Genomic DNA, 24,016 nt, shown 5'->3' on the forward strand with positions numbered 1-24,016 from the left:
GCATTGGGGGTGAATCGTTGCCACTTTTCTCGCCCTCGACCTCCCTGTTGACATCACAACCGGACTGCAAACCGCCAGGGAATGGTCAAGAATGCTGCGAAATTTGTTGAAGATCTTTTCAAGACTACCTGCCCCTCTGGTATCACGCAATCAAATCCACCCAATTGCAGTTCAAAACCCCGGGCTGTCAGTCCTTCAACAATCCGGCCCATCCCGTCTCCAGGAACTTCCCCTTCCATTCCGCCCGGGAAAGCTTGCCGCGCGCGTTCGGCACGAGGTCCTGCCGCAGCCAGTACCGACGGGGGCGCTGCCAGCCTGGAAGACGTTCCCCCATCCAGCGCACCAAGTCCTCCTGCCGGACTCCGGCGGAAGCGTCCACATTCACACAGGCCACCGTTTCCTCGCACCGCACCTCGTCCGCGCTGGGCACGCCGAAGACGACGCAGTGGCGGACACCGTCGCACGTGAGCAGGGCCGCCTCCACCTCGGCAGGGTTCAGCTTTCTGCCTGCGACATTGATGGTGTCACTGAGGCGTCCCCGCATGGTCACTCCACCGGTCTCGACATTAAGGTCCACCACATCACAGGTGCGAAACTTCCCGCCCCCCAAGGTTGCACGATCCTCGGTTTCCGCAGGCCAATAGCCCTCCCCCACCGCCGGACTGTGCACACATAGGCACCCGTCCTCCCCCAGCGTCAGCCCCGCCCCGTGCATGGCCTGGCCGGCGTAGCTGGCATCGCTCCGCGGTTCGGGGCTGGCATCATAGGCAATGCCGCCGCACTCGCTGGAGCCGTAGAAGTTGTGGATCTTGATCCCGGCCTGCGCAAAGACCTCCTCCTCCAGCTGGAGGGGCAAAGGAGCCCCTGCCGAGATGGCCAGGGCAATGGGCGCATCCTTCAACAATCCCGCCTGGTGCCAGGCCCGCCACATGGCAGGGACAGCGGGCACTGTGTAGCGAATGCCCAATGCGTGTGCCTGCCTTTTGGATGATGGCATGGGATCCGGCACCAGCACCATGGGGTGCCCCTGGAGAAGCAGCGGCAGGATCAGGTTGGAAAATCCGTAGCTATGGGCGAGGGAGATCACAGCCAGATTTGGGCATGAGACGTCCAGACCCATGGTCTGTCGGATGTTTTCCCCGTCCGCCGCCAGCTGGTCGCCGCGAAAGAGCACCCCCCGAGGCTGCCCCGTGGAACCAGAGGTGAACTTGATGTGGCAGATCTCTGGCGGGAAGCACACCCGCTGACTCGCAGCCTCCGCCAAGAGGGGCGGAGTATCCAGCTCCACCGGGCAGAGGACCGCATCGTCTCTCCACGCCCGCAGGCACTCCAGCACGAGTTGTCGCGCCCCGCCCACCCCACGGACGGTGGCCACATGGACCTGCCTGGGCGTGAGTGGGGGCAACATGGCAACCTCTTCATGCAGAGCAGAGAAGGTCCACTGCTCTCCCGTGGCTGCGTCCCTCACCGCCACAGCATCGGCGTGCCGGTTCAGAGTCTGCAGCCAGAGGTCGTAGAGAGTGGGCATCAATCAAGATAGGCAAGAAGAAGGACTAGACCCGGTGTCGGGCAGCCAGAATAGGAGCGTCCGGAACCAAACCGCTAACTAGGCCCATCCAACCCGTTTCGCAAGCAGTCGCCACATCGAAGGCCCCGACATGTGTGTGGATTCAGGGCCCGTCATTGACCATGACAGCGTCTCTGCCTGATTCCCCCCCGGTCGTCCCGTCACCAAGCCCTCACACTCAACAAACACCCCATGAACGAAACACCATCAAGCACCTGCCCCCCCTCCGTCCATTGCCAACCTTGAACTCGGACCAAGATCCCCTTGAGCGTCCCTCGCACCCTCGCTAGAGGTGGAGGTTCATTTCACCCGTCATTCCTCCATGCCGTATCCCTCCTCCCCCTCCCCCGGCGCGCCCTTTCGCGTAGCGGTCACAGGTGTGGGCATCATCACGTCCATGGGCATCGGGTGGCGCCAGAATGCCGACGGATTCCGTGAGGGGCGGCAGGCACTGCGCCCCATTACCCTCTTCGATGCCTCCAGCCAGCGGGTGCAGCGTGCCGGCGAGGTGGTTTTTGACCAACCCTTGCCTCCCACCCGGCTAGGTCGGCGGCAACTGGCCCGCTTGGATAGAGCCTCCCGCCTGCTGATTCACGCTGGCACAGAAGCTTTCGCCCAGAGTGGCTGGACAGCCAATGGTGATGCAGACGGCCCTCCTGCCGCAGAGATTCCCATTGTGCTCGGCACCAGCGCAGGTGCCATGGCGGTGGGTGAGAGCTACTATCGCCAGAAGGTGGAGACACCGGGCACGGCCCACTCGCTGCCACACAAGGTGATCCTGTACCAACCGCACACACAGGCTCAGTTCCTGGCCGATGCCCTGGGCGTCCAAGGCCCTGTGACAATGATCTCCAATGCGTGCGCGTCTGGAGCGAATGCGATTGGCCACGCCTTCCGGCTCATCAAAACGGGTCGTGCATCCAGGGCCATCGCTGGCGGCTACGACGCGCTGGCCCAGATGGTCTTTGCGGGCTTCGACTCGCTTCAAGCTCTGAGCACCACCTTACCTCGCCCTTTCGACGCCCAACGCGACGGGCTCGCCTTGGGTGAAGGCGCAGCCGTTTTCACTCTGGAGCGCTATGAAGACGCCGTGAGTCGTGGGGCCACGATCCTCGCAGAAGTCACCGGATACGGGGCGGCGACGGATCTCCACCACCTGACTCAACCCCACCCCCAGGGAGACGCAGCGCTCATCAGCATGACCCGCGCCTGCATGGAAGCCGACGTACCGCCCAGCCAGGTGCAATACATCAATTCCCACGGCACTGGCACGCCGCTCAATGATGTGGCAGAAGGCATGGCCATCCAGCGCTGGGCTGGCCCACACACTACGGGCTTGATGGTCAGCAGTACCAAGGGAGCCATCGGTCACCTCCTCGGCGGTGCAGGGGCCGTCGAGGCCGCCATCTGCGTGATCGCCTTGCGCGAAGGTTTTGTGCCGCCCAATTCGCCAGTCTCAAATCCAGACCCCGTCTGCACCTTCGATCTGGTGCGCGAGCCCCGTCATGCGGAGCTCGACTGCGTCTTGACCAATTCATTCGGCTTCGGCGGAGCCAATGCCACCCTGGTGCTCCAGAGCACCCCTTCCAGACCGTGACACCGCCGACTTCCTCCATGTCCCCGTCTTCAGGTTCTTCCACACCCATCTGTCTCACCGGCTGGGGGGCCGTCTCCCCAGCGGGCTGGAACGCCACCACCCTGGCAGACGCCGTACTGGCGGGAATACCGCTGCCCCATGCCGCAGAGCGACGCGTCCCAGAGGCCCAGGAGCGGAAGTTCCGACGCGTGCCCCCCATCCCTGTCACGCCAGAATGGATGAAGCTACCCCGTCTGCGCCGCACCACCTCAGCGGCGCGCCATGCCGTGCACGCTGCCATGCAGGCTCTGGGCGAAGGCAATCTGGAGGCGATCCGCAGCAGCGGACGCCGCATTGGCACTATTTTCTGCACCATGAGCGGCTGCGTACAGTTCAGCCGCCGGTTCTACGCCGAAGTCCTGGCAAATCCCCTCCTGGCCAGCCCTATCCTCTTTCCCGAGACTGTGTACAATGCGCCAGCCAGCCATGTCTCCTCGCTGCTCGGCTCTCCAGAGATGAACTACACGCTGGTGGGAGACTCCGCCCAGTTCCTCGCTGGGCTGGATCTGGCGGCTCAGTGGCTGGATGACGGTCTGGTCGATGCCTGTCTCGTGATCGCCGCTGAGGAGCTGGACTGGATCTCTGACGAGGCACTTCTGCTCTTTGCTCCCCACGGGGTGGCCGCAGAAGGAGCCGCTGCGGTGTTGCTGGAGAAGGACACATCTATGTCGGAAACGCCCCCCGGCGTCACTCTGCACGCGGTCACCGAGGCCTTCAGCTATGGTCAAGGACGCGATCGGGCTCAAGCTGCGGCGGCTGTCCGTGGCACTCTCGAACCCCTTGCCGAGCCGGGCACGGTGTTGTGTGAAGGCTCCTACCCCGATACCCAGCCCGGCCCCCGCACCAGAGGTGATACCACCGAACAGAACCTCTGGCAGGACTGGGGCGGTCCTCGGTACGGGGTCAAGCCAGTGGTGGGAGAGGGCTTCGCCATCACCTCCGGCTGGCAGACGGTGCTCGCATGTGAGCTGCTCCAGCGGGGCCTTGCCAGCCAGGCCCTCATCAGTGCTGTGGGCCTCACCCAGCAGGCCATGGGCGCTATGCTGAAGGGTTCCCTCCATGAGCCTCTCCAGCCCTGACCCCCCCTCACAGCAGATTCCACCGTATTATTTCGTTCCCCCCTCTTCTTCAAAAGCACCCTTTTTCAATGCCCACAGTCACTCTCATCACCGGCGGCAATGGCGGCCTGGGCATCGCCCTCGCCACCGCATTTCTCCAGGCCGCCCCTGACAATGTCGTCTGGCTGGGCGTTCGCAACCGCCGGAACAAAGCGGAAGCCCTCGCGGAGGAGCACCCTAAGCGCTGCCACCTCATCCCGCTAAATGTGACCGTTGATACAGAGTGGACGGCCGCCATTTCAGAGATCCTCAGCGCTTCAGGCAGGCTGGATGTACTGGTGAACAATGCCGGGCATCACGAGGATGCGCTGTTGGCCACCATGTCCGATGCCATCTGGCAGGACGTCCTGCAGAGCAACCTGACCGGCACCTTCCTGGGCTGCCGAGCCGTGGTGAAACACATGATGGGACAGCGCTTCGGCCGCATCATCAACATCTCCTCCCTCAGCGCGCTGATGGCCCCCGCAGGCCAGACCAACTATGCCGCCGCCAAGGCAGGCATCATCGGTCTCACCCAGAGCTTTGCCAAGGAAGTGGCGCGCGCCGGCATCACCGTGAATGCTGTCTGCCCGGGCTACATCGAGACCGACGCCCTGGTCCAGATGTCTCCTGAGGAGCGCCGGGCCGCCGCCATGCGGGTACCCATGCGCCGCCTGGGCAAGCCGGAAGAAGTGGCCGCCGCCGTCCTTTTCCTTGCATCCCCGTCGGCTGCCTATATCACAGGAGCCGCCCTCAAGATCGACGGTGGCATCCTCTGAGCCCAACACCTCCGATCCCTCTGCAAGGCCCTCCTCACCCTGCTTCAAAGTTTTCGTCCAACTCCGATCCGACCCCAGCAAAATGGCAGACCTCGACCTCGACGCCCTTCGGCAGCAAATCAAAGAAGCCATGGTGGAAGAACTCATGCTCCCCCAGGGTGCAGATGAAATCGCCAGCGATGCCGCCATCTTCAGCCCAGAGGGTCTCGGCCTCGACAGTGTGGACGCCCTTCAACTCGCCGTCGCCCTGGAGAAACGCTTCGGCCTGAAGCTCGCCGATGCCGCCGCCGCCCGCGAGGTGCTGCGCTCCGTGGACACCATCGCCGCCGCCATCCAGGCGAAGTAGCTTCCCAGTGCGTCAGTGGGCGGTGCGTCAGCGCGTCATGCCCCCAGCCCCTAAAGGTTGGAGGAGCCAAAGGATTCTTATCCCGCTCCGTCGCACGTTCTGAGTTCTCCGCCTCCCCAGATAGGCGGCCTGCATCGGAATGCATCACTCCCGGATCGACCTGTGGCCCCGATGCCAAAGGCGTCATACCCCCGGGGATCGGCGAAAACGGCCCCATCCTGATAGGATGGCAGCAAGGTGCAGCCTCGGCATCCACTCCACCAATCTACTCCCCAACCAGCAACGCGTTTCAACAGGCGCTTGCACTGAATCCCCCTCGCCGCTACCCTATCAGGCAAGCGCAGAGCATGAATAATCAGCTTCAAGAGCCGATCCGTCGCAGGGTTGGCGGAAGTCTCTCCCAGCTACCTCCGCTGGTCCGGTTGGCGATGCTTCAACGCAATGCACTCCTTCTCCGGGGTGGCAAGTGGCAGCCCCCTTCCAACGATGGAACCCTCGTTCGAAAAGCTGTTGGTGCGCCTGGTTGACGCCGGGGTGCAGTTTGTGGTTGTTGGCGGAGTAGCCGTCCCCTAAACGGCTATGTTCGTCTGACTGAAGACGTGGTTCTCCTCTTGGACGGCGCACCCGACAACATCAACCATCTGCTCCAAAGCCTTGCCACCTATGGCGAGGGATTCGCGAGTGAACTCACTCTCGATGACTTTGGGGACGAAGAGGGAGCGATCCGCATCGTCGAGGTCACGGAACAGCGCCAAATCGACCTTTTCACCCGTATGTCGGGCTTGCACTTTTCCGACCTTCGCCAAGATGCGGAGACTTGGAAGATCAATGGCCGATCAATCTTCTATGCATCGAAGTCTTCCCTTATTCGTTTGAAGCAATCTTCTCAACGGGAAAAAGACCACATCGACGTCATGGCCCTGAAGCAACTCCTGATTGACCCTCGATCAATGGACTGAGCGTCCAAAAGCAACTCAACCAGCGGAGCGTCTCAACCAGGCGAAGCCGTCTCAACAGGCCGCTTGCGGCCCCCTCAACCAGCGCAGCGTCTCAACGATCCCGCCCTAAGCGGGATCTACTGAGCCATCTTCGGCACCCGCTCACGGAAGGCCTCACGGCCTCCGTCACGCCCATTGAGACCGCCGTGCGCCACGAGGTCGTAGCCGCGCCAGTCGGAAATCGTCACCTCCGCGAACTCACCCACCGGGAGTGCCGGATCCACAAATACAACGCCATCGATATCGATGGAATCCATGTAGGAGCGGCCTTCGCCGGGATTCTCCACCAGGACGCGGTAAGTTTTGCCCAACTGGCTGGCGTTGAACTCCTCTGCCCGATGCTGCAAGACACGCATGGCTTCATTCCAGCGACGCTTGCGGGTGGAGTGGTGCAGATGGCCTTCCATTTTGTCGGCACGCGTTCCTTCTTCACGGGAGTAGTTGAACACACCGGCCCGCTCGAACTTCGTTTCCTCAATGAATTGGACGAGCTCCTCGAAGTCCGCCTCCGTCTCTCCGGGGAAGCCGACGATGAATGTGGTACGGATCGCGATACCTGGAATGCCCGCGCGCATGCGCTGGATGAGTTCGCGAATGTACGCACCATTGGTCTCACGCTTCATCAGCGTCAGCATGTTGTCGCTGATGTGCTGGAGCGGGATGTCCACGTACTTCACCACCTTTTCGCACTCTGCCACGGCCTGGATGAGCTCGTCACTCCAGTGCGCCGGGTGCGTGTAGAGCAGGCGGATCCAGAAGTCGCCCTCCAGGGCATTCAGCTCCCGGATCAACGTGGCAAGACTCTCGCCGCGGCTGCTGTCCACGCCGCTGCGCGGGTTCGGGCGCTGCCCTTCCCACTTGTCCATGCCAAAGTAGGTCGTGTCCTGGGAGATCAGGTTGATCTCCTTCACCCCGCTCTTGATGAGCGCCTTGGCCTCGAAGACCACGCTCTCCTGCGTGCGGCTGCGGTGCTTTCCGCGGATCTTCGGGATGATGCAGAAGGAGCAGGGGTGGTTGCACCCCTCAGCGATCTTGATGTACGCAGTGTGTTTCGGCGTGAGGCGGAAGCGCGGGGTGTCGTAGTCCGGGATGTACTGCGGCTTCTCCGTGACATGGTTTTCCGGGGCCTCGTCCTCCTCGCGCTTCTTGCCCATGAGCCCCTCGATGATGGGAGCCACCTTCGTGAGCTGGTCCAGACCGATGAAGGCATCCACCTCAGGCATGAGGTTCGGCAGTTCCTGGGCGAATCGCTGGGCCATGCACCCCGCCACGATGATCTTCTGCTTGGCCCGGACTTTTCCGCCCTCCGCACGGCCGTCCACGGCCTCATGCACACTGGCGATGCTCTCCTTCTTGGCCATATCGATGAAGGAGCAAGTGTTGATGATCAGCACGTCTGCTTCTTCCGCCTGCGGCGTCATGGCCATCCCTGCCTGCTGCAGGTGCCCAATCATGATCTCAGAATCAATGAGATTCTTCGCACATCCGAGGGAAACGAGGCCGACTTTGGTCATGGGGCGCAAAGTCTAGCACAAATGGCAAGGGAAGAAAGAAATTACAGCAACCCGGGACCATTCGCCCGCACATAAGGAGAATCCCGATGGCTTTGGATAGACGTCTTCAGAGCTTTTTGGCATAACCAGAGATTGCCAAAAAAACTGTTCATTTGTACCCAGCCCCAGATCCCCAATCTCCCCAGCGACCACTTTTCCCCTTTCCTAAGAACTCCGCAAATCCTGTCAATCCAGTCCAAAACCCCTTGGACGGTCACAACACCCCACAAAGACGCCTGTGTCCCCAGATTCCTATTCACCTCCCGCTACCGTTTGGAACTCGCGGCCACTGGGAAAAGTCCCTCCACCGCTACACCTGGCCCAGCGCAGACTAAACCCAAACACCTTGAGGGAATACCATCATCAACAGCATTTGATCAAGATGCCTGTCCTGCTCGATGAGTTTGCCCAGGGCATTACCGCTCACCGGTTGACGCTGATTCAGATCGCGATCAGGCGCTATGACCTCGACCGCGACAAACTCTCAGAGCGATTGGGCGAACTGGTGCCCAAGTATCTTTCAGCAGTCCCCACCGCCCCTTCACACGGCTGGGTTCCCACTTACTACAGGGATGCCGAAGTCGTCGATCCAATCGGGACGAGCACCGGCACAGCGGCAACTACATCGCCAAGCACATTCACCTCCACCTCTCAGAGGTCAATTATGCCCTCTTGCGTTCGATCCTTTCCGCGCACGCCTGGCATGATGTCACCCGCGTCATTCTTGCTCTGAGAATTTATGAACTAGAGAAGCAGCGTCTTCCCAGCCAGCTCGCCGACCTCGCCCAGGGCATCCACCCAACCGTGCCATTGGACATTTTTTCAGGCACACCTCTCAACTGGGATCGCAACACACATACCATCTACTCCATCGGTCCCGATCTCCAATCCAACAACGGCAACGTCACCACCTATCGCGATGGCGAACATCCCGGCACCCCTGACATTGGCATGAAATACTGGTGGGGCGCCCCCACCCCGGCCAAATCAGAAGAGCCACCACCACCAAGAAACAGCAGTCTTCCCTTCACTCGAAAGTTCTAGTCTTCCCAATCGGGTGTGTCGCCCCCTCACTCTGCATCTACACATCCAGTTTCGGGCACCAGCCACATCTCTGCCAGCGGCCAAGCCCCATGTCATCATCAATCCCGCAAGACGAGAGTGAGATTAAATCAAAAACATTCCTACATGCCAGCAATCTCAGATCCCACTGCTGCCCAGGCACCCACCAGTCGACGTGTGCTCATCGTCGTGGTCACGTTGGCGCTTTCGCTCATTACCACCTTCATCGCCTTCCTGGTGATTTATGACATCGAACCACCCGATGCCAGCGACATGGCCCCAGTCCCAACCGCGAAAACGTCCGAATCCGGTCAGATCAATCCCCTGGAGAAGTTTCTCACGACGCTTCAGCAACACCCTGTGGACGCCCCGCCTCCGCGGAAGAAAGCTCCATCGGCAACGGGCCCCTCACCCCAGGAAACTGTTCTGAACAACCGCGCGTTGGTCCTCAAGTCCTATGAGGAACTTCTACAAACAGACCCCACCTCCTGGCGATGGCCGACGGAGACAGGCGTCTCGCTTGAGGATTCGCTGAATGGACAATTGAGACATCTGATGCCTGTCGCCAACCTCATCCGGGTGCAGGCAGGTCTCGCGGAATCGATATCCCCTGATGAGAGCATCCGGACAAACCTCTCTCTGGCACGATTCGCCCACGGCCTGAACAATTCGAGAGGCCTGCTGATTCACAACATGGTAACCGCTGCCATTCAGCGCACCGCCATCCTTCAACTCGAACGCCCTCTGGTTCTCAACGCCATTTCTCCCATCACGTTGACATCAGTTCAAAGAGAACTGGATGCCCTGGATCCCTCCCTAGCGGCATTTGCCGAGACATTGAAGGCCGAATACCTGTTTGCCGCGCAAGCCTACCGGGCCGCCAAAGGCGGTGCGCCGCTGCAAGTGGATGCACGCAAGCTCAACCTTCGTGGCTATCCTGAACCAGTGAGAGGGATGCTGCTCAAACCCAACCTCACTCTGGCCACCCGCCTTGATCTTCATCGCCAGTTGATCAAGGGGCTTCAATCCAGCTGGAAGTCTGCGCTGGATGCCCATCAGATCAGCAGGGGGAATCTTGATAAGATCTACCAATCACCGGTGCGCTTCTGGCTCAACCCCAACACCACCGGCATCGCCTTCAGCGTGTTGGATGCACAGGATCTGCAAGACTCACTCATCCGCCAGATGGGTCACGCAACCATCCACAGGCAAGTCATCCTGCAGGTCGCCCTGCGCCGCTATGAAGTGGATCATCACCGTCTGCCTGATGATTTGAGCGAGCTTTCGCCTGCCTATCTATCCTCTATCCCCCAAGACCCTTTCACGGATTTGCCGATGCGCTGGAACCCCGGCACTCAGGTCCTATACTCCGTTGGCGTGAATGGCTCTGACGACGGTGGAGCCTTTCGCATACCTGTCACCATCGATGAGCGTGACATCGGTCAATATTATTGGTGGAGCAAGGCCGCCTCCCAAGCCCGAGACGCGCAACGCCTGGCACCTCCGGAGGAGAGTGGCCGCCCCGGGGTTCCCTCCGCTCGATAACTCCCTCAATCCCATCCCGCTTTCACCTCGTTCCAATCATGAGCACTGCCTCCGCCCCTCCCCGCCGCAAGCGCTCGCTCGGCAAGCGCATTCTGACCTCCCTCGTCATCCTCATCCTCGCCGCGATCTACCTCCTCTACTTCCACGACGCCGCACCGCAGGATGACAGGGACATGATGCCGCCCGCCACCCCAGCGCCCACTGAGGCTTCGCATAATCCCCTAGAACCCTTCTTCTCCGCGCTAAAGGCCGACCGCATCTCTCTTCACGACGCCCTTCCACAGCCTGCTAAAAAGTTGGAGCCCGGCAGCTCGGGCAAGGTGCGGGAATTTCTTGATGCCCATGTTGCAAGCCTCCAGTCGTTTGCTGATCTGATAAAAACGGATCCGGCCACATGGCGTTGAAGCTTCTCTCACACAGAAAATCTGGTGGAAGATCAAAAGAACACTCCTTGGGGGATGGTCGGCTGCCTGCCGCCCTGCAGGAACTCGTACCCCAATACCTCGAGACCGTCCCTATCGATCCCTTCAATGACAAACCCATGCGTTGGAATGCATCCCTCCAGTCCGTCTACTCTCGACGCCCAGAATAACAGGACAAGGCAATCGCAATTGCCCAAAGGGACGTGATTCCCTAATACATTAGTAGTAGCTCACCCTTTGACGGGCAGCATACCGAAGGCCTCCAGCACCACACGAGCCGCCGCGGCGACCACCTCATTCTGCCACTTCGCATCCGCCGCCTTTTGCGTGTGATAAATTGCGAGCACAATCGGCTTGCGTCCCGGTGGCCAGAGGATTGCAATGTCATTGGCCGTGCCGTAGTCCCCTGACCCAGTCTTGTCGCCCACCTTCCAGCCGGGGGGCACTGCCGCCCGGATCCTTTTGTCCCCGGTGGTATTGCCTTGCAGCCACTCCACCAGCTTTGCACGCTGCGCCTCCGGCAGTCCGTCGCCCAAGGCCAGCTTTTGCAAGCTGTGCCCCATCGCCGCAGGGTTCGAGGTATCACGCGGATCGCCCGGCAACGCAGTGTTCAGTTCCGTCTCCCATCGATCCAGGCGGAACTGCGTATCGCCGATCGAACGCGCATACGCCGTCACCGCGCCAGGTCCGCCCAGGATCTTCATCAGAAGATTCGCCGCCGTATTGTCACTGTACTGCATGGCGGCCGCGCACAACGCCTCCACCGTCATCCCACCTTCCACATGCTTCTCCGTGACAGGTGAATAGGTCACCAGATCCTCTTTTGCATAGGAGACCCGCCGCGTCATCAAGCCTGCATCCTGCACACTCTGTTTCAGGATCGCCGCAGTCAGCATCACTTTGAAGGTGCTACAGACGGGAAACCGCTCCTCCGTCCGACGACTCACCTCCATGCCACTTTCCAGATCCAGTGCATACACACCCAAACGCGCGCCACTTGAGCCTTCCACCCCCTCGAGCTTGCTGATCGCAGCAGCCAGAGTCGCGGCCGGTTCTTGAGCAGATGAAGTGACGATCCGGAGCACCACCACCCCCGCCACCCCCAGGTGCCAGAGCGTTTTACAAAAGGACGAGCGCGTCATCATGCGGAAGGAGGATCGTACAGTGTTGCAAGCCATCCCGCAAGACCAAGCCCTTTACCCGACACGGAATGCCGGTTGACAGCACCCGACTCACGACGATCCCCATTCCTGGGCGACGAACCGGACGCCATTACACCACGTTGGACAAACCCTTGTTGACTATCGTCATGACGTGTGAAACCTCATGGGAAAACCTGCTCATGCATGCCATCTGCCAGTTCTGCGGTGCCCCAAAGGCAAATCCCGTGTACTCATGTCCTCAATGCTACCGGATTCCCCAAAGTGATCTGGAGTGTGGAGAGGCCATCCTGCTTTCAAGAGCTTGCATGTCAGACAACGATCTCGCCTCCTGTGCCGTCCAATTGAAACAAGGCATCCCGATAGGCCTGCCACCAGCCATTATCGCCTCGGTGGCGGCAGACTACCGGAAAGCCCTGACTGATGGCGCGATAAAACGCAAAGCCAACGAGCACGCACAGAAGCTAAAGAAAGCCAAGGAGGACGCGCTGATCCGTCGGGTTATTCTGACTTTCGTCGCCATCTTCGTTCCCGCGTTTTGTTTCTGGCTTGCGTACGAAGCCCCGTCCGTACGTCTTTGGTACGCAAAAAAGCAGGATACTCCCGAAGCCTATTCGAAGGTGATGGCGGAATTCGCAGGCACGATTCACGCCATCGAGGCGAAGCGGCGGTACCTTGAGTTGACTGACGACTCCGCCTGGGCTTCAGCTTCCCAAACCAACACCTTGCAAAGCCTCCGCTCTTACCTCACGGGGTACCCAGATGGCAAACACCACGCGCCCGCCAAGGATGCACTGTTCAGTCTGGCGCTCCCCCTTTGGGAAGAGACCGCCTCTGAAAAAGTTCCTGAAAATATTGCGGCATTTCCTGAGGGTTTCGAAGAAGTGGCGGAACGCTTTCCCGTGGTTCCCGTCTTGGACAAGCTTTGGAATGAGATCACCACAGAAAAATCACTTCAAAAGGTCGCCAGCTTTCGCAGACTGCCACCCCCCATCCAATCCCACTGGCCCATCATCGCCACGATGAGAGAACTGGCCAGTCCTGAATGGGAACAGGTGAAAAAAGCTCGATCCCTCGAAAGGATCGCTGAATTTGACCGGAACTATCCGCAATTGCGGCAGTGGTACAAGGCTGAAGAGGCCCGGGAGTTGCTCTACAACGATCCCTCATGGGTGAAGGAGCAAGATCAACTGGCACACTATCAACGATTCGTCGCCAGCCACCCGAAGCACAAAGATACTCCGTCGATGCAGAAGCGCATCATCGACCTGGAAGTAGCGGCAATTGCGGCGGGCGATCACGGAGCGCTTCCCAAAGCCGAAGCTACGGGACAATCCCGCGGTGCACGCACAATCATTGCTCTCAAGAATGACACTGGGTATGAACTCACCGTGCGGTTCAGCGGAACGGAATCCACGAAAGTAGTTCTCGCACAACGCACTGCGCAATCCGTTGACCTCCCAAACGGTACGTTCAAAGTAGCCGCCTCAGTCGATGCCTCTCATGTCGCAAACTACTATGGCACAGACGTGTACAAAGGTGGCGTCTATGACCTTTCGTTCTATATTTCCAGCAGCCCCCTGAACCTCCCAGGCGACTATCTCCCCAGCCCTTTGGAGAACTAGGCAGAAGACCTCGGTTTGCCCTAGAGACAATCAACCGGTCTCCCCGGGCTGTGCCAGCTACGTTCGGCTCCTGGGACGTCTCTACCCTATCCGCGCCGCCGAAATTTCCAGCACCGTCCGGAAGCACCGGTTCCAACTCCGTGCATACGGGAAGCTGCCATAGCAGTTCGCATGGCAGGCGTCCGACAGCGCAGCTGCCTGGCCCGATGATATCAGCATCGCCCTCCAAATAGTGGATGCTCCTGACTCCTGCGTTCTGCTTCTCCTCCACAAGACGCTACAGTCCACGCCAGAAGCATCAACAAAACTGGGACCACTCAGATGCCAGAGCCACACCGAGCACCACTTTCTGGGTGCATCCCGCGCCCCCGCCCGTTAGTCTCACGCTCAGCCCCCAGCCCTCCCCATGGCCCACTACCTCCTCGTTCCCTTTGGCAGTGCCGGTGACGTCAACCCATTCATCTGGATGGGCCGTCTGCTCAAGGCGCGCGGACACGATGTGGAGTTGATCACCTCCCCGCTCTTCGACGATGCCGCCCGTCGGGCTGAACTCCGTTTTACCGGCGTGGGCAGCAAGGATGAGTACGAGAAGATCCTGAGTCACCCCGATCTCTGGAAACCGTACAAGGGCACCGCGCTGGTCTTTGAGATGGCAGGCAAGCTGTTGCGTCCGTTCTATGAAACTATCGCCGGGCGCATCCGCCCCGGCGAGACCGTCCTGGCCGCACCTTTCACCATGATGGCCGCCCGCGCTGCGAGGGAGAAGTTCAAGTGCCCCCTGGTCACCGTGCATCTGCAGCCCGTCTGCTTCCTGAGCGTACATGACACACCCATCATCATGCCCGGCACCGAGTGGATGCTGAAGCTGCCGGTTTGGGCCAAGAAGATCCTCTTCTCCCTGCCGAACCCTTCAGATTTTAAGCTCACGCCCCAAGTCAAAGCGATGTGCCGGGAGATCAACATCCCGAGTCCTCGACGCGTAGTGCCCGACTGGATGCACTCCCCCGATGCAAACCTCGCACTGTTCCCGGAGTGGTTCGCCGCCCCCCAGCCCGACTGGCCAGCCAACACCCACACCGTCGGCTTTCCTCTAGCCGACCTCCGCACGCTTTTCGAGCTCCCGGCCGATCTTGCCACCTGGCTCCAGGAAGGCACCAAGCCGGTACTATTCACCCCGGGAACCGGCAACACCCAGGCCACCGCGTTCTTCCGTGAGGGGTTGGCAGCGTGCGAGAAACTCGGGCTGCGAGCCTTGCTGGGCACAAGCTTCCCCGAGCAATTACCCTCGCCTCTCCCTTCGTTCGCGCGACACTTTGCCTATCTGCCTTTCAGCGAGGTGCTCCCGCACGTCTCCGCCTTTGTCCACCATGGAGGCATCGGCACACTCTCCCAGGGGCTGGCTGCCGGGGTGCCCCAGCTCATCATGCCCATGGGGCACGATCAACCGGACAACGTGATGCGCCTGCAAAGGCTCGGCACAGGGGATTACCTTGCCCCGAAGCAGTTCAAAGCCGGGGCCGTGGCAGCGAAGCTCAACCACCTGGTGCGAGATGGAACGGTCAAAGAGGCAGCCGAACGCGCCTCCACCCTGTGCCGTGCTGATGAACCCGCAGCCAGGGCGGTCGCCGTAATGGAGTCGGCAGGTGCCGCGGCAAGATCAGGACGCTACCTGTTCCAATGTCCTTAATTCAGTCTCCCTGCTGGGGAGCATCCTTGGCGGGCCATTGCCCCCAGTTCATCAGATGGGTCTTGAACCCACCCCCCTGATCCGACTGCCACGTCATCCGCACGTGCATCTGGAGTTCCGGATTCGTTTCCCCAAACGCTTCCGTCTTTGCCACTCCCATGACACAGAAGGCGGTGGCATACGCATCCGCCGTGGTAGAATCGGGTGCCACCACACTGCAGGCGATGCGATCAGTCAGCCCCAGGCCCGTCTTCGGGTCAACGATGTGAGAGTACCGTCTGCCGCCGAGTTCAAGGAATTGATGCAGATCTCCTGAGGTGGAGCAGCCGCAGTTGCTCAGGGTCACATGCTCGTACCGATCCGCATCCTCCGCGCTTTCAAAAGTGCGGAGTGCCACATCCCACCCTGCTTTCCCGGGGGGCGGATCACCAAAAGCGAGGTCCCCGCTCGCCGCAACGACAGCCCGGTTCAGGCCGCGATCTCGCAACACTTTCAGCGCAGCATCTGCCGCATACCCCTTGCCGATCCCTCCTAGATCGATCAGCACGTTCTCGGCAAGCTTCGTGACGGTCCCGTTCCCGGAATCAAGCTGCAACTTGTGCCAGTCCGCCATGGCCACCGCCCTGCGCGTGTCCGCCTCATCCGGCAGTTGTTTCCTCCGCTTCGCGCGACGCCACTGCTGCACGGCGTACGCCGATGTCACATCGAATGCGCCCTCCGTCCGTCGCGAGGTCTCAGCCGAACGGGCCAGCAGGGTGAACAGATCACCACTGACCTTCACAGCCTGTCCGGGGAGAGCCCGATTCAGCCGGCTCAGCTCACTTTCCGGAAGATAGTCCGAGGCCGCAGCATTGATCTCCTCCACCCTTTTGTAAGCTGCCTCCACCGCCGCTTCAGCCCTTGCCTCATCTGCAGCGTAAACCGTGATGGAGAAGACGGAGCCCATTTGGGGGCGGGAATAGTGGTACCGTTTCAGTGCAGCTGCTTCTTCAGCATGCGCTACACAGCCCCACACAAATGCCAGCACCCCTGCTGCCACGAAGGAAATCGCTCTGCGCAAACCCGTCATCATGAGCCAACGCAAAGGAGGCGGCGCTTCCTCAGGAAACGCCGCCGCCTTCATCAAATCACAATTCTAAAATCAGCAATCCAAAATACGCCTACTCTTTCTCCACGCCGTTGTTCCAGTAGTGGAACATTTCCTCGGCACTGGGGATCTCCAGAGGGCGCACAATGCGGAAGCCGAGGAACTTGGCATCCGTGAGGTACCAGATGCTCTTGGGCAGCTGCGGATCCTGCTGTTTCCAGTCGGGGTTGGAACCACGACGCACCGCGGCGCGGAGTCCGATCGCGTCATCGTCATAGGACCCTCCACGAGCCGTCTGGGGATAGGGCTTCGTGGACTTCACGTAGAAGCCCACCGACTTGTCACCCAGAGCTGCAAGGTTCTTGTAATAGTCGGGCTGATACTGGTCGATCGTCCATTCGCACACGTTGCCCAGGATGTCATAGAGGCCCCAAGGGTTGGGCTTCTTCTTGCCCACTTGGGAGTACTGGAAGTTCGGCGCGTTGTCGTAGTACCACTCGTACTCCTTGGCCTGGCCAGCATCGTTACCCCAGTAGAACGGGGTCGTGGTGCCGGCCCGGGCGGCGTATTCCCACTCCTGCTCTGTCGGCAGGCGGTAGAAGTGGCCCGTCTGGGCACTCAGCCACTGGCAGTATTTGTTGGCCGCGTGCTGCGTCATGCAGATGGCAGGATAGCCATCCGTCCCCATGCCGAAGCTCATCTCAGTATAGGGAGTCGTGGGCTGGGAAATAACGTCCGCAATCCCGTCCGCCGGGTTCGGCTTCTGTTTGGAGCCGTTCTTGTTGCGGCCCACATCCGTGATCATGAAGGGCAGGTACTCGTCCCAGGTCACTTCGTGCACGCCCATCCAGAAGGGTTTCACCTTCACCTTCACCTGCGGCCCTTCATCGTCCTTGCGGCCCTGTTCAGATTCCGGGCTGCCCATGAGGAACTCCCCCCCTTGGATCGCAGCCATCTTGTAGCCGATGCCGGTCTTGGGCACCTTGCTGTCGTAGGCTTTCATCTCCCCTTCGGCTTTCTCCTTGGAAGTCTGCACGATGAAATCGTGGATCTTCTTCGCCAGCTCCATGTTGTCCAGCGTGTCGCCGGTCGGGGCTTTCTTCTCCTTGGCCTTCAGCGTTACGCCCTCTGGCCATACTGCCCCCTGGTCGATCCAGCCGCGCAACAGGTCGAGTTGCTCCTTTTTAAGAGGGCCACCACTTTTGGCCGGCGGCATGAGGTCATCGTGATCCGCCGGCAGCGAGGCCAGGGAGTACACGGAGCTCTTGGCAGAGTTGAAAGCAATGATCGTCGGCGCATTCTCGCCGGTGGTGAAGGCGTCCTTCTTCGTCGCCAGGTTCAGGTCACCCTTGGCCTTGTCCGCATTGTGGCAGGAGAGACAGTTTTCCTCGAGAATGGGCTGGATGTGCTTCTCAAAGTTCACGCGTACCGTCTGCTCCAGCTTCACTTCCTTGGGCCAGTTCGCTCCCTGCTGCACCCAGAGCTTCAGGATTTCTGCTTGCTCAGGAGCCAGCAAACCTTCCTTCTTGGGGGGCATGACAGCATCCTCATCAGCCGCCAGCACGGTCGTGGTGTAAAGAGGGCTCTTGGCAGGATCGCCCGGCACCAGAGCCGTCCCATTGTCGCCACCTTTCACGGTCAGTTCCAGCGTCGTCACATTCAGTCCGCCCTTGTCGGACTTGTCGTTGTGACAGTGCACACAAGCCGCCTCAAGGATCGGCTTCACATGTTGCTTGAAATCAGGTTTCTCAATCTTGGCGGCCGCTTCAGCGAACACTGAAGCCCCCCCAAAAGGAAGGATGGAAGCGATGGCAAGTAGGGATGTCGGTCGCATGGGAACCAATGGCTTAGCACAGCGCGGGAGGGAGGAAACCCCAAAGTTCAGAGATCGAGTCTCAACTACGGACCTCCTCTCCCACCGTAAGTTTTTACGATGAGTGTTGAAAGAATGACAATCTGACCACGGGTATCCGAAGGTGGCTCACGCCACCTCCCGGCTCCCCCATGCGATTGTTCTCAGCGGTGGAGAACAGCACAGGGGCTCACGCCTTGATCAGCCCGGGTCGAGCGATTGGGCTTGGCTCAAATTTATCACCCCACTTCAGCGTGGTCTCAGGGGCCAAGTCTTCGTCGCTGGTGATGGCTTCTTGCCAGGTGATCTTTTTGCCTGAGTAGGCGGACATCCGGCCCATGATGCCCACCATGGTGCTGTGCAGCATCCAGGTGCCGTCGTTGAGCACCTCGCCCTTGCGGATGGCGGCAAAGAGCTCGTCATGCTCCACCTGATACATGTTTTTCTCCTCGCCGCGGAAACGCCAGCGGTCCTCTCCGTCGATGAAGGGCTTGTCGCCACGGCCGATAATGAGAGCCCCTTTGGTGCCCCGGATGTAGTCTGCATTCTCATTGTAGCAGCCTTTGATCTGGCGGCAGCCGAGATGGGCCATCACGTTGTTGGGGAACTCATAGGCCACATGAAAGTGGTCGAAGATGTTGCCGCCCTCATTGGGCAGCTGACGCCCGCCCGTCGCCACGCAGGAAATCGGGTCTGCGTCCTTGAGGGCCCAGCAGAGTTTGTCCACGCTATGGATGGCCTGCTCCACGAGCCCATCACCGCTCAGCCAGGAGAAGTTGTACCAGTTGCGCACCTGCCATTCCACATCACTCCACTCCGGCTTGCGGGCGGAGGCCTCCGGCATGGGCTTCACCGGACCGGTGTAGTAAGTGGCAAAGACGGAAGCCAGCTCACCGATCTGGCCATCATGCAGGCGCTTGAAGGCTTCCACACGCGACGCACTGCGACGCCAGCAGTAGCCAGCCACCACACTGAGTTTCTTCTCCTGGGACTTCTTGATGGCGTCCAGGGCCACACGATAGCCGGCCGGATCCACGGCCATGGGCTTCTCACAAAAGATATGCTTGCCTGCCTCGACAGCGGCCGCCAGATGGGCCGGACGGAATCCGGGAGGGCTGGCGAGGATCACCACATCACAGATATCAATCAGCTTTTGGTATGCATCCAGCCCGATAAACTGGCGCTCCTTGGGCACGTCCACCCGTTTGGCAAAGCTGTCACCCAGCATTTTCACGCTGGCCTCAGCCTTCTCCGCAAAGGCATCTGCCACGGCAAAGAGAGTGGTGTTATAGTCCGCACTCAGCGCCTGCTGGGCCGCGCCCGTGCCACGGCCACCGCAACCCACCAGGCCGATCTTCAAGGTATCAGCATTCTTCGCGTCAGCGCCCGTCGCCCCCTTCAGGACAAAAGGAAACAACACCGGGGTGAGGGCGGCGGAGTGGCCCAGGAACGAACGGCGGTTGAGCGCTTGCAGTGTAGTGGGATTCATATGAAGGAAGATTGACGGTGCACAACGAAGTTCGCGCCACCGGCGCTACTTCTTTCCGTCAAATGGCCACGCCTTAAAAGGTGTGACACGCTTCCTGCAAAAATCGCACACTCCACGGGGGCCGGCTTCGATGCGACTCCCCGGTCTCCCTCTCCTCCGAAATCTCCGTCAACGCGCCCCTCAGGACACCACATTCGTCAAATTGGGATCCAGACGAGGGGGCTGTGGCAGCCAGTTTTCCTCGTCATCCCCACCGGCCGTTTCACCATTGCTAGGGCTGAGCGCCGCCGCGACAAGCAGCTGGGCATCATTCAGGAATGTCTTCACCACTCCCGTCAGGAAATCCGCCTCCTCCTGGCGGGTGTGCAGCAACACCACACTGATATCACCCGCAAAGACGACCAGGGCATGCACATCTGGGAAGCCCAGCCAAAGGGAGTCCACCAGACGTGTTCCGCCACTTTGAAAATGATCGCGCCCGTCATTGAGCACCTGCACGAGCTGCTCCACCCGGAAGTCTTCATAAGGCATGAGGCTCACCAGGATCTGCCTACGCCATGACAGGCACAGCCCGTTGACAGATCCCGCGTGTTTGAGGCGCTCAAGGCTCGCGCGGAGGGAGGGAGTGATGGGATTGGCCATGGGAGTATAATTGCGGGAGGAAGTTGTGATCAGCGCCGACAGGAATCGGACTGCCTGCCGACCTTTCAGTCATCTGGGTGGGAGAAAGAGGGTCACACTCCCTGCTGCCGCAGGGTCACCAGCAGCTCATTGTTGGAGACATTGGCGTCCACCATGGCCCCCACAGCTTGCGTGGCGGGCTTGTCCGCACCCACAGGCAACAGGAACATCATGGAAAACTCCGGCTCATGGATCGCCGCGTACAGAGAGCCCCCCAGTTCCAGAGCACCACCCACACGGTCCGCGAAATGGCGCAACCCCTGATAGTCGGCAGCGAAATCATCCGCATCCTGCTGGCCAGATTCACTGATCACCAGGCCATTCTGAATCTCTAAAACCCGCAGTGAGGGTGCCGTCGCAGGAGAGGAGTCGTACATGATGGCAGATGTAATTTGTTGCTATCCTCTTTCCTCTCAAAAAAGGCCCCCTGAGGCAAGAACAAAGCACTGGAGAGGACGGAAAGTGAGCAAGTTGCTAAATTTTAAGATTCGCAGTCGGACATCGAATCTCCCTTATCCCTCACGGGGGCGTTTTTTTGAGTTTCACATGCCTCTTGACACAAAAGTACCCTCGCTCAGAACCTGGCGGACCACGGTTTCACCTTCCCTACCTCGCCCACCCCCTGTCCAGATTACACTAGCCAGCTTTCCGAGCGTGATATAGCGAAGCGATGCCAAAACTGAGCGCGGAGGCATCGCTCTTCACGAATCCATTCTCGCAGATCATGGCGTTCATCTTCTCACCACTGGGGAAGGCCTCAATGGTACCGCACAAGTACTCGTATGCCGCCCGTTCACCTGTCAACCATCCCGCCACACGAGGCATCACGTGGCGGAGATAGAAGAGGTGCCCCGTCCGAATCACTCTTGATTCCGGCAGGGAGAAATCCAATACGAACAAATGACCACCAGGGCGAAGAATGCGTGACATCTCCCTCAGCGCATCCGGCCATGAAGCCATGTTGCGCAAGCCAAAGGCGACGGTCACCACATCAGCACAGGCATCCTGAAGAGGCAGGTTCATGCCATCCCCCACGACCAGCTGAGTCAGCCCACGTTTCCGGGCCTCCATCAACATGGGCTGGGAGAAATCCACCCCCAGCACCGTCGCCTCAGGGCAGCGGCTCTGAACCTCCGCAGCAAGATCTCCACTGCCAGTGGCCAGATCCACCACCTGTCTCGGCTCGCAGGCAGCAACATCCCGACCCGTGCGCCATCGCCAGAGCACATCAATGCCGAGACTCAACACATGATTCGTCAGCACATAACGGCTGGCAATGGAAGCGAACGCCTTCCGGACGAAGCTGGCATCTTGCCCTTTTTTTGGGGCGCTGTCGCTTGAGGCTGGCTGCATGCCACCGCTTTCGATTTAAAAAATAGAATAGTGATGGTGCTCACGAGAGGACTCGAACCTCCACAGGTCTCCCTACAAGATCCTGAATCTTGCGCGTCTACCAATTCCGCCACGTGAGCATTTTCATTGCGGCCGGGTCGTGAACATGGACGGGGCACCAAACTTCTCAACTAGAATTTTGCACTTTTCACATGTTCTTCAGCCCATCGCATTTCACCGCACGGGAAACAGCCAGGGAACGACCAGCACCGTCACCAAAAGCACCAGCAAGGCAAACGGCACCCCCACTCTCACGAAATCCCCAAACCGATAGCGCCCAGGTGCCATGACCAGCGTATTCACCGGAGAAGAAACCGGCGTCATGAACGCAGCGGAGGCCGCAATCGCCACCGTCATCCCGAAAGCATGAGGTGCCACCTTTAGCTTCTCCGCCAGACCCAGCGCAATGGGAGTCATCAACACCGCAGTGGCGGTATTGGAAATGAAAAGCCCAATCATCGCCGTCAGAGCAAACACACCGGCCAACATCCCCCGTGGCCCGGCGTCTCCGAGCACGGTCGTTAGTCCATTCACCGCCATCTCCACTCCGCCACTGGTCTCCAAGGCCCGGGCAAAGGGCATCATGCCTGCGATAAGCACCAAGCTTTGCCAATGGATGGAGCGGTAGGCACTCTTGAAATCAACGCAACCGAACGCCCCCATGAGGAGACAGGCGATCAACGCGGCCGTCACGTTCGGAACGGCACCGGCAATCATCAGCGCCATCATGATCCCCAAAACCACCAAAGCGTAGGGAGCCCGGCTGGCTGCCGGTGCCACTTCATCCATCTCCGCCGGGAGACTGAGCACCAGAAAATTCTGAATTTGCCCCCGCAGCTTTTGGATTGCCTTCCACGGGCCCGCCACCAGCAGGACGTCTCCCATCTTCAGTTTCTCTTCCAGAATCCCCGTCCTCAGCGCCGCACCATTCCGCCGCAGCCCCACCACGCTTACCCCATGCTGCGTCCGGAAATGTTGCCCCAGCACCGTCTTCCCAATCAGGGACGACTCCGGGGGTACGGCCACCTCCGCCATCCCCACCTCGTTTAACCTCTCCATGAAATAGTGCCCTCGCAACGGCATCCGCTTGAGGCCCATCTTTACACCAAACTCCATCGCATTGTGGGCGGCGAAGAAATCCACGAGCAGCACATCCCCTTCCCTCAGCACCGTCTTGCCTGCCGGTTGGAGCAGCTCGGATCGGAAGCGGCCGGGACGCTCCACAGAGATCAAGTTGGCCCCATGCGTCTGCCGCAGATTCAGCGTCTCCAGTTTTGCCCCGGCCAACGGCGAACCTACAGACACCCGGAATCGGCATCCACGGTTCTGAAGTTGGTATTCCTCAATGAAGTGGGACAGACCCCGGCGACTTATGACCGTAGCCGCGGCGTTTTGGTCACCCACCAGCCAGCGCCTGACCAGCAGCATGTAACCCACCCCCAACCCCAACACAGAAAGTCCCACAGGCGTGAACGCGAAGAACGAAAATCCATCGTGTCCCCGCTGCTTCAATGCCGCATCCACCACGAGATTAGGCGGCGTCCCCACCAGAGTCATCATTCCGCTCGTCAGCCCGGCAAAACACAGCGGCATCATCAACCGCCCCGGATGGATCTTGAGCTTCCTGCTCACACCCAACACCACCGGAATGAAGACCGCCACCACGCCAGTGGAGCTCATCACAGCCCCCAGCCCCGCCACCACCAGCATCAGCAGGATCAACAGACGCGACTCACTGCTGCCCGCTTTCTTCAACAACCACTCCCCCACCTGGTAGGTCACGCCAGTTCTCACCAGCCCTTCCCCGACCACAAAGAGAGCGGCAATCAAAATGACACTGGGATCTCCAAAGCCTGCGAACGCCTCCGGCACCGTCATCAGCCCCATCAGGGGCAAAGCGATCATCACCAGCAGGGCCACGACATCCATCCGCGGTTTATCGCGCACCAGCATCACCACGCACACAGCCAGCGCGAACAGCACCTTGATCAGATCAGCATTCATAGGGTCGCCCGACTATCCGGAGCCCAAGGGCATT

20 protein-coding genes and 1 tRNA gene are annotated in these 24,016 nt (G+C 59.9%); 10 read left to right on the plus strand and 11 right to left on the minus strand.

Annotation, left to right across the window (positions count from 1 at the left end; translation table 11 throughout):
- Positions 1-187: 187 nt before the first annotated feature.
- Positions 188-1,528 (minus strand): class I adenylate-forming enzyme family protein, encoded by a 1,341-nt coding sequence (locus VSP_RS24915; protein ID WP_009964112.1) that lies wholly within the window; start codon positions 1,526-1,528, stop codon positions 188-190.
- Positions 1,529-1,889: 361 nt separating this feature from the next.
- On the opposite strand from VSP_RS24915, the gene VSP_RS24920 reads away from it, so the two are divergent.
- From VSP_RS24920 to VSP_RS24945, 5 genes are all read left to right on the plus strand, one after another.
- Entirely contained in the window at positions 1,890-3,164 is a 1,275-nt protein-coding gene (locus VSP_RS24920; protein WP_009964113.1) for a beta-ketoacyl-[acyl-carrier-protein] synthase family protein, read from the plus strand.
- Between the two features lie 17 nt (positions 3,165-3,181).
- Positions 3,182-4,282: a beta-ketoacyl synthase N-terminal-like domain-containing protein gene (locus VSP_RS24925; protein ID WP_009964114.1), complete on the plus strand. Its 1,101-nt coding sequence runs from the start codon at positions 3,182-3,184 to the stop codon at positions 4,280-4,282.
- A 68-nt stretch (positions 4,283-4,350) separates the two neighbouring features.
- Positions 4,351-5,079, plus strand: coding sequence for a 3-oxoacyl-ACP reductase FabG (gene fabG, locus VSP_RS24930; protein WP_009964115.1), 729 nt, complete (start codon positions 4,351-4,353; stop codon positions 5,077-5,079).
- Between the two features lie 82 nt (positions 5,080-5,161).
- A complete protein-coding gene (locus VSP_RS24935; protein WP_009964116.1) occupies positions 5,162-5,425 on the plus strand; it encodes a phosphopantetheine-binding protein in 264 nt (87 codons plus the stop codon).
- Positions 5,426-6,036: 611 nt separating this feature from the next.
- Positions 6,037-6,384 (plus strand): hypothetical protein, encoded by a 348-nt coding sequence (locus VSP_RS24945; protein WP_157211043.1) that lies wholly within the window; start codon positions 6,037-6,039, stop codon positions 6,382-6,384.
- 116 nt (positions 6,385-6,500) lie between these two features.
- On the opposite strand, the gene rimO is transcribed toward VSP_RS24945, so the two are convergent.
- Entirely contained in the window at positions 6,501-7,937 is a 1,437-nt protein-coding gene (gene rimO / locus VSP_RS24950) for a 30S ribosomal protein S12 methylthiotransferase RimO (protein WP_009964121.1), read from the minus strand.
- A gap of 711 nt (positions 7,938-8,648) precedes the next feature.
- Here rimO and VSP_RS24955 point away from each other — a divergent pair.
- From VSP_RS24955 to VSP_RS24965, 3 genes are all read left to right on the plus strand, one after another.
- A complete protein-coding gene (locus VSP_RS24955; RefSeq protein WP_009964123.1) occupies positions 8,649-9,020 on the plus strand; it encodes a hypothetical protein in 372 nt (123 codons plus the stop codon).
- A gap of 144 nt (positions 9,021-9,164) precedes the next feature.
- Entirely contained in the window at positions 9,165-10,583 is a 1,419-nt protein-coding gene (locus VSP_RS24960; protein WP_009964126.1) for a hypothetical protein, read from the plus strand.
- A 38-nt stretch (positions 10,584-10,621) separates the two neighbouring features.
- The gene (locus tag VSP_RS24965; RefSeq protein ID WP_009964127.1) at positions 10,622-10,987 is read left to right on the plus strand and encodes a hypothetical protein; all 366 of its coding nucleotides are present in this window, start codon (positions 10,622-10,624) and stop codon (positions 10,985-10,987) included.
- Between the two features lie 248 nt (positions 10,988-11,235).
- Here VSP_RS24965 and bla read toward each other — a convergent pair whose 3' ends face one another.
- Complete coding sequence (gene bla / locus VSP_RS24970; RefSeq protein ID WP_029190740.1) at positions 11,236-12,147, minus strand: class A beta-lactamase; 912 nt, start codon at positions 12,145-12,147, stop codon at positions 11,236-11,238.
- 326 nt (positions 12,148-12,473) lie between these two features.
- On the opposite strand from bla, the gene VSP_RS24975 reads away from it, so the two are divergent.
- Positions 12,474-13,790 carry a hypothetical protein gene (locus tag VSP_RS24975; RefSeq protein WP_009964129.1) on the plus strand — a complete coding sequence of 439 codons (1,317 nt, stop codon included), beginning with the start codon at positions 12,474-12,476 and terminating at the stop codon, positions 13,788-13,790.
- 406 nt (positions 13,791-14,196) lie between these two features.
- Positions 14,197-15,477, plus strand: coding sequence for a glycosyltransferase (locus VSP_RS24980; RefSeq protein ID WP_009964130.1), 1,281 nt, complete (start codon positions 14,197-14,199; stop codon positions 15,475-15,477).
- Position 15,478: 1 nt separating this feature from the next.
- On the opposite strand, the gene VSP_RS37325 is transcribed toward VSP_RS24980, so the two are convergent.
- The 8 genes from VSP_RS37325 to VSP_RS25020 all read right to left on the minus strand — a co-directional run bounded on the left by VSP_RS37325 (position 15,479) and on the right by VSP_RS25020 (position 23,982).
- Positions 15,479-16,549, minus strand: coding sequence for an FAD:protein FMN transferase (locus VSP_RS37325; protein WP_157211044.1), 1,071 nt, complete (start codon positions 16,547-16,549; stop codon positions 15,479-15,481).
- 88 nt (positions 16,550-16,637) lie between these two features.
- On the minus strand, positions 16,638-18,398 hold the full coding sequence (locus VSP_RS24990) for an SUMF1/EgtB/PvdO family nonheme iron enzyme (RefSeq protein WP_157211045.1): 1,761 nt from the start codon (positions 18,396-18,398) through the stop codon (positions 16,638-16,640).
- A gap of 208 nt (positions 18,399-18,606) precedes the next feature.
- Complete coding sequence (locus tag VSP_RS24995; RefSeq protein ID WP_009964134.1) at positions 18,607-19,905, minus strand: Gfo/Idh/MocA family protein; 1,299 nt, start codon at positions 19,903-19,905, stop codon at positions 18,607-18,609.
- A 180-nt stretch (positions 19,906-20,085) separates the two neighbouring features.
- A complete protein-coding gene (locus VSP_RS25000; RefSeq protein WP_009964135.1) occupies positions 20,086-20,547 on the minus strand; it encodes a hypothetical protein in 462 nt (153 codons plus the stop codon).
- A 92-nt stretch (positions 20,548-20,639) separates the two neighbouring features.
- Positions 20,640-20,963: a hypothetical protein gene (locus tag VSP_RS25005; protein WP_009964136.1), complete on the minus strand. Its 324-nt coding sequence runs from the start codon at positions 20,961-20,963 to the stop codon at positions 20,640-20,642.
- A gap of 259 nt (positions 20,964-21,222) precedes the next feature.
- On the minus strand, positions 21,223-21,939 hold the full coding sequence (locus VSP_RS25010; RefSeq protein WP_009964137.1) for a ubiquinone/menaquinone biosynthesis methyltransferase: 717 nt from the start codon (positions 21,937-21,939) through the stop codon (positions 21,223-21,225).
- A 34-nt stretch (positions 21,940-21,973) separates the two neighbouring features.
- Positions 21,974-22,058, minus strand: a tRNA-Leu gene (locus VSP_RS25015).
- Between the two features lie 94 nt (positions 22,059-22,152).
- A complete protein-coding gene (locus VSP_RS25020; protein ID WP_009964138.1) occupies positions 22,153-23,982 on the minus strand; it encodes an SLC13 family permease in 1,830 nt (609 codons plus the stop codon).
- Positions 23,983-24,016 lie beyond the last annotated feature (34 nt).

The organism is Verrucomicrobium spinosum DSM 4136 = JCM 18804, from assembly GCF_000172155.1.
GTDB lineage: Bacteria > Verrucomicrobiota > Verrucomicrobiia > Verrucomicrobiales > Verrucomicrobiaceae > Verrucomicrobium > Verrucomicrobium spinosum.